16 protein-coding genes and 1 tRNA gene are annotated in these 13,131 nt (G+C 32.0%); 6 read left to right on the top strand and 11 right to left on the bottom strand.

Annotated features, from left to right (window positions below):
• Positions 1–28: 28 nt before the first annotated feature.
• Positions 29–1,615, bottom strand: a complete 1,587-nt coding sequence (locus ACW5R3_RS10885; RefSeq protein ID WP_456577047.1) for a peptide chain release factor 3 — start codon at positions 1,613–1,615, stop codon at positions 29–31.
• 268 nt (positions 1,616–1,883) lie between these two features.
• On the opposite strand from ACW5R3_RS10885, the gene idi reads away from it, so the two are divergent.
• From idi to ACW5R3_RS10860, 5 genes are all read left to right on the top strand, one after another.
• Positions 1,884–2,408 carry an isopentenyl-diphosphate Delta-isomerase gene (gene idi / locus ACW5R3_RS10880; protein ID WP_456577046.1) on the top strand — a complete coding sequence of 175 codons (525 nt, stop codon included), beginning with the start codon at positions 1,884–1,886 and terminating at the stop codon, positions 2,406–2,408.
• Positions 2,408–2,818 (top strand): 6-pyruvoyl trahydropterin synthase family protein, encoded by a 411-nt coding sequence (locus ACW5R3_RS10875; RefSeq protein ID WP_456577045.1) that lies wholly within the window; start codon positions 2,408–2,410, stop codon positions 2,816–2,818. The genes idi and ACW5R3_RS10875 overlap by 1 nt, the downstream gene beginning before the upstream one ends.
• Positions 2,819–2,821: 3 nt before the next feature.
• Positions 2,822–3,793, top strand: coding sequence for a type I phosphomannose isomerase catalytic subunit (locus ACW5R3_RS10870; protein ID WP_456577044.1), 972 nt, complete (start codon positions 2,822–2,824; stop codon positions 3,791–3,793).
• A 92-nt stretch (positions 3,794–3,885) separates the two neighbouring features.
• A complete protein-coding gene (locus ACW5R3_RS10865) occupies positions 3,886–4,155 on the top strand; it encodes a hypothetical protein (RefSeq protein ID WP_456577043.1) in 270 nt (89 codons plus the stop codon).
• A gap of 59 nt (positions 4,156–4,214) precedes the next feature.
• Positions 4,215–4,288 (top strand) — tRNA-Thr (locus ACW5R3_RS10860).
• A 287-nt stretch (positions 4,289–4,575) separates the two neighbouring features.
• Here ACW5R3_RS10860 and ACW5R3_RS10855 read toward each other — a convergent pair.
• The 9 genes from ACW5R3_RS10855 to ACW5R3_RS10815 all read right to left on the bottom strand — a co-directional run bounded on the left by ACW5R3_RS10855 (position 4,576) and on the right by ACW5R3_RS10815 (position 11,380).
• Positions 4,576–5,271 carry a DUF4369 domain-containing protein gene (locus ACW5R3_RS10855; protein ID WP_456577042.1) on the bottom strand — a complete coding sequence of 232 codons (696 nt, stop codon included), beginning with the start codon at positions 5,269–5,271 and terminating at the stop codon, positions 4,576–4,578.
• Between the two features lie 49 nt (positions 5,272–5,320).
• Entirely contained in the window at positions 5,321–6,628 is a 1,308-nt protein-coding gene (locus ACW5R3_RS10850) for a DUF819 family protein (RefSeq protein WP_456577041.1), read from the bottom strand.
• 56 nt (positions 6,629–6,684) lie between these two features.
• Complete coding sequence (locus ACW5R3_RS10845; protein WP_456577040.1) at positions 6,685–6,870, bottom strand: Arc family DNA-binding protein; 186 nt, start codon at positions 6,868–6,870, stop codon at positions 6,685–6,687.
• Between the two features lies 1 nt (position 6,871).
• Complete coding sequence (locus tag ACW5R3_RS10840) at positions 6,872–7,807, bottom strand: alpha/beta hydrolase family protein (protein WP_456577039.1); 936 nt, start codon at positions 7,805–7,807, stop codon at positions 6,872–6,874.
• 4 nt (positions 7,808–7,811) lie between these two features.
• On the bottom strand, positions 7,812–7,970 hold the full coding sequence (locus ACW5R3_RS10835) for a hypothetical protein (protein ID WP_456577038.1): 159 nt from the start codon (positions 7,968–7,970) through the stop codon (positions 7,812–7,814).
• Positions 7,957–8,424, bottom strand: coding sequence for a hypothetical protein (locus tag ACW5R3_RS10830; RefSeq protein ID WP_456577037.1), 468 nt, complete (start codon positions 8,422–8,424; stop codon positions 7,957–7,959). The genes ACW5R3_RS10835 and ACW5R3_RS10830 overlap by 14 nt, the downstream gene beginning before the upstream one ends.
• Before the next feature lies 1 nt (position 8,425).
• Positions 8,426–9,286, bottom strand: a complete 861-nt coding sequence (locus ACW5R3_RS10825) for an SPFH domain-containing protein (RefSeq protein ID WP_456577036.1) — start codon at positions 9,284–9,286, stop codon at positions 8,426–8,428.
• Positions 9,287–9,495: 209 nt separating this feature from the next.
• Entirely contained in the window at positions 9,496–10,440 is a 945-nt protein-coding gene (locus ACW5R3_RS10820) for an alpha/beta hydrolase (protein ID WP_456577035.1), read from the bottom strand.
• Between the two features lie 337 nt (positions 10,441–10,777).
• Positions 10,778–11,380, bottom strand: a complete 603-nt coding sequence (locus tag ACW5R3_RS10815; RefSeq protein ID WP_456577034.1) for an alpha-ketoglutarate-dependent dioxygenase AlkB family protein — start codon at positions 11,378–11,380, stop codon at positions 10,778–10,780.
• A gap of 32 nt (positions 11,381–11,412) precedes the next feature.
• On the opposite strand from ACW5R3_RS10815, the gene ACW5R3_RS10810 reads away from it, so the two are divergent.
• Positions 11,413–12,087 (top strand): M15 family metallopeptidase, encoded by a 675-nt coding sequence (locus ACW5R3_RS10810; protein ID WP_456577033.1) that lies wholly within the window; start codon positions 11,413–11,415, stop codon positions 12,085–12,087.
• Between the two features lie 37 nt (positions 12,088–12,124).
• Here the strand turns inward: ACW5R3_RS10810 and ACW5R3_RS10805 are convergent, their stop codons facing one another.
• Entirely contained in the window at positions 12,125–13,099 is a 975-nt protein-coding gene (locus tag ACW5R3_RS10805; protein ID WP_456577032.1) for a hypothetical protein, read from the bottom strand.
• Between the last annotated feature and the right edge of the window lie 32 nt (positions 13,100–13,131).

The following is a 13,131-nucleotide window of genomic DNA, read 5'->3' as shown; positions in this document are numbered from 1 at the left end:
GTTTTTTGTTATATGGAAGTTCTGATAATTAAAACTCAGAAGTAAAATGAAAGGTAATACTTGGATATTTTTGCTGTGTCATTTGTAATGAGAATGGCGAATCTGCTAAAAATACCAATTGGTTTTGCTTGTCTTTGGCTAGGAAGCGTTGTTTTACACGTAGAAACTCTTTATACTCTTCGCTTTTTACGTCGTCTGTTTCTACCCAACAAGCTTTGTGAACGTTTAAGTTTTCATAAGTACATTTTGCACCATATTCATGTTCCAAACGGTATTGGATAACTTCATATTGTAGGGCACCAACTGTACCAATTACTTTACGACCATTTAGTTCTAAAGTAAATAATTGTGCTACTCCTTCATCCATTAGTTGATCAATCCCTTTATATAATTGTTTAGATTTTAAAGGGTCAGCATTATTTATATATCTAAAGTGTTCAGGAGAAAAGCTAGGTACACCTTTGTAATTTAATATTTCCCCTTCCGTAAGTGTATCTCCAATTTTAAAAGTTCCGGTATCTTGTAAACCAACAATATCTCCTGGATATGATATATCTACAATCTCTTTCTTTTCAGCAAAAAAGGCATTCGGACTTGAAAATTTTACTTTTTTATTATGGCGTACATGTAAATAAGGAGCGTTGCGTTTAAACTCACCCGAAACAATTTTAACAAAAGCTAGTCGGTTTCTATGATTTGGGTCCATATTGGCATGTATTTTAAATACAAAACCACTAAATTTTTTTTCATCGGGCTTAACTAAACGCTCTTCACTTTGTTTTGGTCTAGGTTTTGGTGCAATATCAACAAAACAGTCTAATAGCTCGCGTACACCAAAGTTATTTAATGCCGATCCAAAAAACACGGGTTGTTGCTCACCATTTAAGTAACTTTGTTTATCAAATTCAGGGTAAATTCCTGCAACTAACTCAATTTCTTCACGTAATGTATTTGCAGAATCTTCTCCTACAATTTCATCTAATTTAGAAGAGGATAAATCCGATATTTCAATAGTTTCTTCTATATCTTTTCGGCTATCACCACTAAATAGGTTGACATTTTTTTCCCAGATGTTATATATACCTTTAAAATCATAGCCCATTCCAATTGGGAAGCTAAGTGGTACAACACTCAAACCTAATTTTTGTTCTACTTCGTCCAATAAATCAAAAGCATCTTTACCTTCACGATCCATTTTATTTATAAAAACAATCATTGGAATGTTTCGCATACGACAAACTTGGACTAACTTTTCAGTTTGTTCCTCAACACCTTTAGCTACATCAATAACAACAATTACACTGTCTACAGCTGTTAAGGTTCTAAAAGTATCTTCAGCAAAATCCTTGTGACCTGGCGTATCTAGAATATTAATTTTTGTTCCGTTGTATTCAAATGCTAATACCGATGTTGCAACAGAGATTCCACGCTGACGTTCAATCTCCATAAAGTCACTCGTAGCACCTTTTTTGATTTTATTACTTTTTACGGCGCCTGCTTCTTGAATGGCACCACCAAATAATAATAACTTTTCAGTTAAAGTTGTTTTTCCGGCATCGGGATGCGAAATAATACCAAAAGTTCGTCGTCTATTTATCTCTGATATAAAGCTCATAGTTTCCTTTAAAAATGGGTGACAAAGATACTATTTATCTATTCAAAATACAGTGTGCTCTCTTGGTTTTTGTTTTCAATACAACTAATTTTATAATTAAACAATTGGCCATTTCATGTTTGATTTTGTAGAATTAGAGGAGGCACTGTATTTTTTTTTAATTTTAACGGATAATTAACGCTTCAAAGTCGGCATAGTGACCTATTTTCGACTAAAAATAAACTATTCCACATTAAATAACTCTGTCTATTTTGTAAATTTGTTCTCTATGAAAGAGGAACAGGTTATTTTAGTAAATGAAAATGATGAGCAAATTGGGCTTATGGAGAAAATGGAAGCTCATGAGAAAGCCTTATTGCATCGTGCATTCTCTGTTTTTGTTTTTAATGACAAGAAAGAGTTAATGATTCAGCAACGTGCTTTACATAAATACCATTCACCTGGATTATGGACGAATACCTGTTGTAGTCATCAACGTGATGGAGAAAGTAATTTAGAAGCCGGTAAACGTCGTTTACAAGAAGAAATGGGGTTTGTTACAGATTTGGAAGAGTCTATTTCGTTTATATATAAAGCGCCATTTGATAATGGTCTAACAGAACATGAATTTGATCATATATTGATAGGATATTTTAATGGTTTGCCTAATATTAATCCTGATGAAGTAGCAGATTGGAAATGGCTGTCATTAGACGCTATTAAATCTGATATAAGTAGCCAACCTGATTTGTATACCGCTTGGTTTAAAATTATTTTCGAAAAATTTTATGAACACATAAATATTTCTGGATAATGATAGTTACGGTTAGTAGAAGAGCTCATTTTAATGCGGCACATCGTTTGTATCGTAAAGAATGGTCTGATGAAAAAAACAATGCAGTTTTTGGAAAGTGTAATAACCCTAATTTTCATGGGCATAATTACGAATTAATTGTAAGTGTTACAGGTGAAATAAATAAGGAAACAGGCTACGTAATTGATATGAAAGTTTTAAAAGACTTGATTAAAGAGGAAGTTGAAGATGCCTTCGATCATAAAAATTTAAATTTAGATGTGCCTGATTTTAAGGATTTAAATCCAACAGCAGAAAATATTGTGGTTGTTATTTTTAATAAATTAAGACCAAAATTAGCTTCCAATCTAAACCTTGAGGTTACTTTGTATGAAACAGCGCGTAACTTTGTAACTTATTCGGGACAGTAATTTATGAAAAACATATTATATCCAATAAAATTTACACCTATTTTAAAACCTAAAATATGGGGAGGGAGTAAATTAAAAAACATCTTAAATAAAGATAGTCACTTACCAAATATAGGAGAAAGTTGGGAGATTAGTGATGTAGAAGGTGACACTTCTGTGGTAGCAAATGGTAACCTAAAAGGACAAACACTAAAAGAGCTACTAGTTACTTATACAACTGAATTAATAGGAGATAAAAACTATAAAGAGTTTGGAAACACATTTCCGTTACTTATTAAGTTTATTGATGCTAAACAAGACTTATCTATACAGTTACATCCTAATGATGAGTTAGCAGCGAAGCGCCATAATTCGTTTGGAAAAACAGAAATGTGGTATGTTATGCAGGCAGATCCCGGAGCTAAATTAATAGTTGGATTTAACCAACCTATGGACTCTGACATTTATTTAAAACATTTAAATTCTAAGACTTTACCCGAAATTTTAAATTTCAATACGGTAAAACCTGGAGATACATATTTTATTGATGTAGGCCGTGTTCATGCTATAGGAGGAGGAGTTTTACTTGCCGAAATCCAACAAACTAGCGATATTACATACCGTGTTTACGATTGGGATCGTGTGGATGACGAAGGAAATAGACGTGAACTTCATAATGACTTAGCCCTAGAAGCTTTTGATTTTAATATGCCTAATGATTTTGAAGTTGATTATCCTAGAACAGAAAATCAAACAAATCCAGTTGTTAGTTGCCCTTACTTTACATCTAATTACATTAAGGTAACCGAGCCTATTACTAAGCAAAATACCCAAGATTCGTTTTTAATATATATATGTGTTAGTGGGCAAGTTACTATTACAGCAAACAATGTAAGTACCGTGATACAAGCTGGAGAAACCGTGTTAATTCCCGCTGCTCTGAAAACAATAGCCTTAATCTCAAATGATGCCACATTATTAGAAGTTTACGTTTAAGTTTTAAAAATGTTTTTTCTTTTTATGAAGAACCATAATGTCGGAGTTACAATTTAATTAACTACTTTTGTCAAAATTTTAAAATTAACATTATGGCAAATAAAAGAGACCTAAAAAAGGACATTAATTATGTTTTAGGTGATATTATTGAAGCGGTTTATGTTTGGGAATACTCAAATACTGACAAGGATACTAAAGCGAGTGAAGCTATTATTGATGAAGCAATTGCAACTTTTGATGCATTAATTGTAAAAGTTAACGATAGAAACGTAGAAGACAAAAAGGCTCACTTTAAGGCAATTAACGCAGAACTTGAAGAAAAGGGACGTGGCTTGATTGAAAAAATTAATAAATTAAGTTAAAAAAACAGTAAAAAATAGTTGTATATATAATTTTCAGGATTATATTTGCAGCCTGTTTTGCCGATGTAGCTCAGCTGGCTAGAGCAGCTGATTTGTAATCAGCAGGTCGTGGGTTCGAGTCCCTCCATCGGCTCTTAAGTGAAAAAGTTCAGTTTTATAACTGGACTTTTTTTTTGTCTTATTTTAAAGTTTATTAATCTATAGAAAGCATTTGTAATTCTAGATATATTCTTAACTAGTATTTAAAATCAAAAAAACTCCAAACTAGAACTAGTTTGGAGTTTTTTTGGTACTGAGTGGTGTATTGCTATATCTTGTAAAAAAAGCGCTTAAAAGCAGTTTAGTAACGTTCAGAAACGATGTTGTAGTTCTAAATTTTATCTACAATAATTAATTTTACCACCAATTACATTTAAAAATTTAATTAGCCTTACGGTTCTTAATATAAGCATCTAATTCTTTACCATATTTAGAGGATTTAATCTCTGGAGTTAAAGCATTATTAATAGTATCTAACCATTTTATTTGTGCATCGTAAATTTCAGTCAAAGCAACATATGGTGCAACATCGCTATCCTTGTTTTGAATAGCAAAATTTACAGTATATAAGTACTTGCTTTTTAGTAAATTTTCATAAGCTTTCATGTTGGCTGCAATTAAAGAAGAATCTTTTTTTGTTTTCGCATCTAATTCTTCCTTGATAAGCTCTAAATTTTTATCATTAAAACGATCCATCATTTTTAAGTAAGATTCGAAAACCTCTTGTTGCTTGGAACCTTTAATTTCTGGGTTTAATTCAAAATTTTTCAGAGAGGTATTAATTTCAGTAATGCCTTTATCTGCAAAAAATGAGATTTTCCCATACGCATCTTCAGTGGTTTTATTTAAATGAAGGAAAAATACTTCAGGAGATTCTAAATCTGCATGAAGTTCAAATGTAGAATCACCATTAATAGTTAATGAGTCGACAGATATTAGTGTAGAATCCTGTATTTTTTGAAGATATAAGGTTCCTTTTTTTAAATCTTTAATGTTGCCTTTAACAGTTAAATCATGTTTATCTTTTCCACAAGAAACTAATAATAACAAGCTAAGAGCTATAAATGTATACTTCATTTTTTTTGTTTTTTTAGGGCGTAAATATCTTATAATTATTGTTTAAATACTAACCAACTGCAGCTAATCGCATTAAAATTGTACAGCCAATTGCAGCTATTGTTCCAATGGCATAACCAAACACAGCTAGTAAAACACCAACTGTTGCTAAGGATGGGTGAAATGCCGAAGCAACGATAGGAGCAGATGCAGCACCACCAACGTTTGCCTGACTACCAACTGCTAAAAAGAAGTAAGGCGCTCTAATTAGTTTAGCAACAATAATTAATAAAATGGCATGTATAGACATCCAAATTAACCCAACTGCAATAAGTCCTGGGTTATCAAAAATTGATTTTAAATCTATTTTCATACCAATAGAAGCGACTAAAATATATATAAAAACGGATCCAAACTTGCTAGCTCCAGCACCTTCGTAATTTTTAGCTTTTGTAAATGATAATAGAATGGCTATTAAAGTAGCAATACTAATCATCCAAAAGAACTGAGAGTCTAAGAAGGTAAAGGTGTTTCGTAGAGTTTGAGATTCAATTCCATCAACAATACCGCTAAAAAAGGGTGCTAAAATACTGGCTCCTATATGTGCAATACTCACAGTTCCAAAAGCAATAGCAACCATAATCATGATATCAGATACAGATGGGTTTCTATTAACACTTTGCGTGAAAGAGCTTACTTTGTTTTTCAAAGCTTCAATGGCTGAGTTATCCGCAAGTAACCATTTGTCGATAGCTTTTGAGCGACCAATTCCGATTAGAATAATGGCCATCCAAATATTTGCCACAACGATATCAACAAATACCATTTTACCGTATTCGGATTGGTTATAGCCATAAATTTCTAACATAGCAGTTTGATTGGCACCTCCACCAATCCAGCTACCTGCTAGTGTTGATAAACCTCGCCATACTGCATCAGGACCTGCGCCACCTACAGTTTCTGGCGATATCATAGCAATTAATAAAATAGCTATTGGACCACCAATAACAATACCAATGGTTCCTGTTAGAAACATAACTAATGCTTTCCAACCTAGGTTGAATACTGCTTTTAAATCGATACTTAAAGTCATTAAAACTAAAGCAGCAGGTAATAAATATCTACTGGACATATAGTATAAACTGGTACTTTCTTTGGTAATTTCACCAGCTTCATTAACTGTTTCCCATTCTGGAGCTATAATACCTGATGTTGTTAAAAATGCAGGTAACATATATGCCATAAATAGGCCTGGCACTATTTTATAAAATTTAGGCCAAAATCCAGTTTTAATGGATTCTGTATAGAAAATAAACCCTAAGGTTAGCATTAATAGCCCGAAAACAATTGTATCGTTTGTAAAAAGTGGTTCTTGCATGTGTGGTTGTTTTGATGCCGCAAAATACCAAAATAAAAGGGTTAAAAAAAGCGACCTTAGGAGTCGCTTTTTTTAGTTGTATTTTTTTTGCTCTTTGGCTCCCGGTTATTCTCTTTAAGTGCCTGCATTAGCATCCATTCAATTTGGCCATTAGTACTCCTGAACTCATCAGAAGCCCATTTTTCTATGGCTTTGAGCATCTCTTCATTCACGCGTAATGCAAAGGCTTTTTTCTTGGACATATTATTTGTTTATAAACATTTCAAGAGTATTTATTAATGTTATTGATAATGGAAAATCTGGCGTTTTATAAGATTTTTCATTATTTTCATCTTCTTCAATGTGTTTTAAAACGTGATTCATTTTAGGAATTATAACTAATTCAGTATTTGAATTTGCGTGATGTAATTTTTTAGCATCAGTTTCAAAAACTTGTAAATCTTTATCGCCGTTGATTATTAATATAGGAATATTTAGTTTTTTTATTTCTTCTGAAGGGTTATAAGCCATCCAACTTAAAAAGAAGGGTAGGTTTGGTTTTGCAAATAGAGGCGCCAGATTAGGATCTACATTTTTAATACCACCTGTGGCTTTTAATTCTTTAAAATGCGATTCTGCTGTAATCCCTAATGAGTCATTTTGTGCTTTTAGCTGTTTCACCATTATAACATCAATAGGGTCAGCAGGGCCTGCTAATGATACATATTTATCTACATCTTTATCAGATGCTAGCATGGCTACTAATGAGCCTTGACTGTGACCAATTAGTGTTATGCTAGAAAAGCGATTATCATCTTTAAAATTATTGATGGCTATTTTGGCATCATCAGTAAATCGTATAAAATCTAAGCCTTTCATCATAAATCGTAAATTTACCCAGTTGGCTGTTCTTTTGTCATACCTATAGAAGGCAATATCACGTTGATTTAAGCTGTCTGCTAATTGCCTAATATAATTAGCGTTTGCTAAACCTAATTGGTTGCCATTTCTGTCAACATTACCTGAGCCATGAATAAAAATAACTAATGGTTGCTGCTTTAAAGCTTTATTATAAGTTAAGGTTCCTGGGAGAATAATACTGTCATTTTTTAGCATGACTTCTTCCGAAGTGATAGGCTTCTGTGCTGTAATTAATTGGCATGTAAAGCATAATACGTATAAAATAAAGTGTTTCTTCATTTGTTTATCTGTTTTTATCACGTTCAAAAACGACACTCGTATAATTTGGAGCAATGTATATAGCATTCCAACCTTCTCGTGCATATTGATTTAGTAGGTCCTCAAAATTCTGCATTCGGTTTCTCCAACCTAATTGGGGTACCTTAACTTTATATTCTTTCATGTGTGATTTGTATTCTAGAGTTTCTTTTTTTTAATTCTGCAATAAAAGGATCAACCTGATATTCTAACTTTCTGAAATTTAATGTTTTTTCTCTGTTGTTAATGAATTTAATTACGACTTCAGTTTCAAATTCGTCTTCCTCAATTTTTATTGTTTTAATGGTGTTTATAAGTAGGTTTTTTGACCATTTTTTCTTGAAAATAAGATAATAAATAAAATATAATATAAACATCAAGCCTAGGGCACGAATACCAAAACCGATATAATCTGAAATTTTAGAAAACTCAAAATAATTCTTAATATCTCTGAATAAACCAATTATTATAATTGTAAATAATATACCGATATAACCACCACGCTCTTTTATTTCGTTTGATTTTTGTGTTAGCTGAATTTTATCATTAGTTACTTCAACGTAGCCATTTACTAATACAAACTTATTATTGTGTGACATCTTACATGTTTAATGTTCCAGTATTTAAAACAGGGGAAGCGTCTTTATCACCACAAAGCACTACCATTAGATTACTAACCATAGCAGCTTTACGTTCGTCATCTAACTCTACAATTTCTTTTTTACTTAATTCATGTAAAGCCATTTCAACCATACTTACGGCACCTTCAACAATTTTATGTCTTGCAGCAACAATGGCAGTTGCTTGTTGACGCTTGAGCATCGCATTTGCAATTTCCTGAGCGTAGGCTAAATAACCAATTCTAGCCTCGAGAACTTCAATACCTGCAATTGATAATCGTTCGTCAATTTCTTTTTCTAAAGCCACACTTACTTCATTTAAACTAGAGCGTAAAGTTATGTCTTCATCTAAACCTTCATCCGCAAAATTGTCATACGGATACATGCTTGCAAGTTTCCTTACGGCTGCATCTGTTTGAACTCGAACAAAGTTTTCATAATTATCAACATCAAAAGCGGCTTTGTAAGTGTTTTGTACACGCCAAACTAAGATTGTACTAATCATAACGGGGTTACCCAGTTTATCGTTTACTTTCAAACGTTCGCTGTCAAAGTTACTAGCACGTAAGGATATTTTTTTCTTTGTAAAGAACGGATTCACCCAGTAAAACCCATTTTGCTTTACCGTACCTACATATTTACCAAATAGCAACAGTACGCGAGAGCCGTTTGGTTGAACCATTAAAAAACCTGGTGCTATAAATAAAGCTATAACAGGTAATGGTATATAGCTTGGGTTTTCAGTAACAATAGTGGTTGTTATACCTCCAAAAAATAATATTAAAAATATAAATAGCATAAGGTAGCCATTTGCGGGGGTGATAATTTTTTCTTGTTTCATGAGTTTAAATTATTATGATATTAAATTGATATCATAAAGATATATATAAAATTATTATCCACCAAATCATTTTTGGCACGACTATTGAAATATATACATCATGTTATTGCATACAAATTTAGTCGTGTGTGGTTACACGACTTAAAGCAATAACATTTCATATTTTTGGTTGGTTAGTAAGAAAAGCACTCTTTATAGAGTGCTTTTTTTTATTTTATGAATTCTAATAAACTTTCAATAAGTTCAGAATTTAAGGGTCTGAAGGATTCGTTGTAAGATTTTGAGTTTTCTAAATCTCCACCTTGAATGGTAAAGAGAGCGTGGTTCATGTTTGTAATAATTTTTAGTTCACTTGTATTTGCTGCAGCATTAAGTTGTTCTGCTTCGGTAATAGGAACTTGAAGATCTTTAGTACCATTTATAATAAGTACCGGTATTTCTAATTTTTTAATGACTTCAGTAGGATTGTATTGCATCCAACTACTCATAAAATTCTGAGTATCTAAACTAAATATGTTTGATAATGCTTGTGGGAAATCTGTAGTTGTTTTACCCGTTTTAAGTACGTTAAAAACACGTTCTGCATCAGGAGCCAAACCTGGAGCAGTTTGATTAATTTGATCTAAAATAACTTGATCAATTGATTTTGCAGAACCACCAATTGATATAAAACCTGTTACCGTGTTATTTACCGATAGCATACCAATAAGGCTTCCTTGTCCGTGACCTATTATGTATATTGATTGGTAACGTTCTTGTTTTTCAAAATAGGTTAGGACGTCTTTAGCATCTTTAATGAAATCATCAAAACTCATTTCGATATTAACTCGCCCTTTTAAGATTTGTTTGACAATACGTTTGTCGTAACGAAAGGTGTTTATTCCGTTTTCTGATAGTCTATAGGCAAGTTTTTTTAAGTTGTTATTTTTCTGGAAATTTTGATTTCCATTTCTATCAGTCGGACCATAATCTCCTATTATAATGGCTAAAGTTTTCGTGTCGTTTAGGTTAGGGGTTATTAAGGTACCATCTATGAATGGCGAAATAGTCAACTCTTTTATTGTTAGGTTAGAATCTTGAGCTTGTATTTGGATTGTAAAACAAAGCGATAAAATAAATAGTGTAGTTTTTAGAAGCACGCGTTTAATCGTCATAATAAAATAGTTAAATATGTAAACGATGTAAAATTACGGTTTTTTAATTTTTTGAAAATTTATTTCTTAAAAAAGCGGGTATCACATTTATATAATTAACACGTTTTTAGGGTTTTTGTTAAAATTAAATGCATTTCGTCGAAAAAATACGTATTTAATCGTGATAAGTGATTTAATAATCTATATTTGTTTTGTTCTAAAAATGATAAACTTTTAGTTCAATGGATTAATTAATTGATATTTGCATTATGTCGTTGATGAATAAATACCTGAATCTATCAGATAATATTTAGATGCAAATGAAATAAAAACTGAGGTTGAGGGACCTCGGTTTTTTTTATGCCTTTATTTGTCTGAAGGTTAAATTAATACGTTCACCTATTTGTTTTTTAGTTTTGGGAATTTGATGTAACCAATGTGTTTGCATTTCACCAGACATAATTAATAAACTTCCATGTTCTAATAAAAGTTTATGCTTTTGAGTTTTTAGGGTTCGGTGCTTAAAATGAAAATATCTTGGAGCACCCAAACTTAAAGAAGCAATAGTAGGATTTATTCCTAATTCTTTTTCGTTATCTGCATGCCAACCATTGCTATCAGTTCCTGATCTATATCTGTTTAATAATACGGTCGAAAAATTACTATTTGCGCTTTTTTCAATATCTGTTTTAACTAATGCTAGTTGCTTAGGCATTGGTAGCGGTGACATAGTTATATTTGAGTAGGAATAGCTTTTATTATTGGTAGCGTACAAAGCGGTTAGTCTTGGTTGTAAATGGGTTTTACCAAAAATTTTTATAAGATCTTGTTGCCAAGGTACAGAGTCAATTAAATATTTAAATAAATTATTAGCTTTCTCCAAACTGTAAAAATTAGGTATGTAAATAAGTGTTGCTTGTGGTAATTGAAATACAGTTTTATCAGAAGAAAATAAGTCCATCAATTATTTTTTTCTAAATTAGTTGATTGATTATGAAAAACAAAATTCTTTTATTGCTACTGGCTTTTGTTAGTTTAGCATTTACGACACAGCAAGCATTACCTGAAGGTTTTGTTTATGCTAAAACTATAGTTCCAGATATAGACGTTGAATTACGATATTTTTCTGCTAACAACTTTGTAGGTGATACTATTCCTGGCTATAATGCAAATAAATTAATAGTTTCACTTCCAACAGCACAAGCATTAAAAAATGTCCAAGAAGAACTTGCAAAGCAGAATTTATGTTTACGAGTTTATGATGCTTATAGGCCGCAACAAGCCGTTAATTATTTTATAAAATGGGCTAAAAATCTTGAGGATACCCGAATGAAACCTAAGTTCTATCCAGAAGTTGAAAAAAAGCATTTGTTTCGTGACGGATATATTGCTTCCCGTTCAGGACATAGTCGCGGTAGTACAGTTGATTTAACTATAATAGACGCGAACACGCTAGAGCCTTTAGATATGGGGAGTCCCTTTGATTTTTTTGGAATGGCTTCATGGGTTGCTTACAGTAAAATAACAGCAGAACAAAAAGCTAATAGAACATTACTTCAAGAGGTTATGAATAAATATGGTTTCCGTAGTTACTCTAAAGAATGGTGGCATTTTACATTACGTAATGAGCCCTTTCCGAATACCTATTTTGATTTTGAAATAGAATAGAGGACATTTTATACTACAATATAACTTTCGTGGATTATTATTCGTCCTTGTAAGCTTTATTGGTAAAACCTATACCGTAGTTGTTAAGCCCTTTATCTAGTAATCTAGAATTGATATTACCTTTTCTAAATTGTACCCAATTATTACCACTAATAAAAACACGTTTTATATATGTGTTATGTGCCTTTATTTCATCTGTAAAAGGGAGTAGTGGTCTGAAACTAGTAGGTATTTTAACGATGCCGTTAGGACTTTTCAGTTCTTTATACTTTTTGTTTGGTAAAAGTTTTCCAAATTTATCGGTGTAACCTAAGACTTGAATTGAAACGAAAAATCCCGTATCAGGAATGGTTATATTATAAGCGCTTACATCTAAATTATGAACATCGCCGCCTTTTTCGGTTGCTCTAAAAACTATGTTTTCATAGGTTAAAACCTCGCCAGGAATTCCATTTTTGTTTTTGTATATTTTAACTTTAAATAAGGTTGAAAAAGGTTTTTTATCAGCATTTTTCTTATTTCTCTTTTCCCAATCTTTAGACTCTAAGGTTACCGGAAAGTGAATAGTGCTAATTTTGGAAAGTTTAGAGTTAGGTTTATTGAAGAAAACAGCAATTTCAGACTCAATAGTTGGTAGCCAACAGGAATAATAATCATCATCCAAGTAAGGTTTTAAAGTTTCTTCTTTAAATTTTCGACCTTCAGAGATTAAAACAATTTCATCCAGGTGACTAACCTCTTCATCAACGAGTAGGGTTGTACCTAAATTGGAAGCAAGAATGGTTTTGTCTTTATATCCTAATGCAGAAATAAACAAGGTGTCTACATCTGGGTAACGTTTTTCAGTGAAAATAAATAACCCTTCAGCATCGGCAAATAGTCCTTGTCCATCACCAAAAGATATGGTAGCATACGAAACAGGAGTTTTTGATTTGCTATCTAAAATTGTGGTTTGTGCTAAGCCAGAGATGTAGAAACAAAGTATGAAGAAAAGACTTAAAAGATTTTTCATTGCTATAGCTAGAAAGTTAAAAATTGAATTGA

The organism is Algorimicrobium bowmanii (assembly GCF_054031195.1).
The sequence above is the reverse complement of the archived record's forward strand: the minus strand, read 5'-3'. Positions and strand labels throughout refer to the sequence as shown.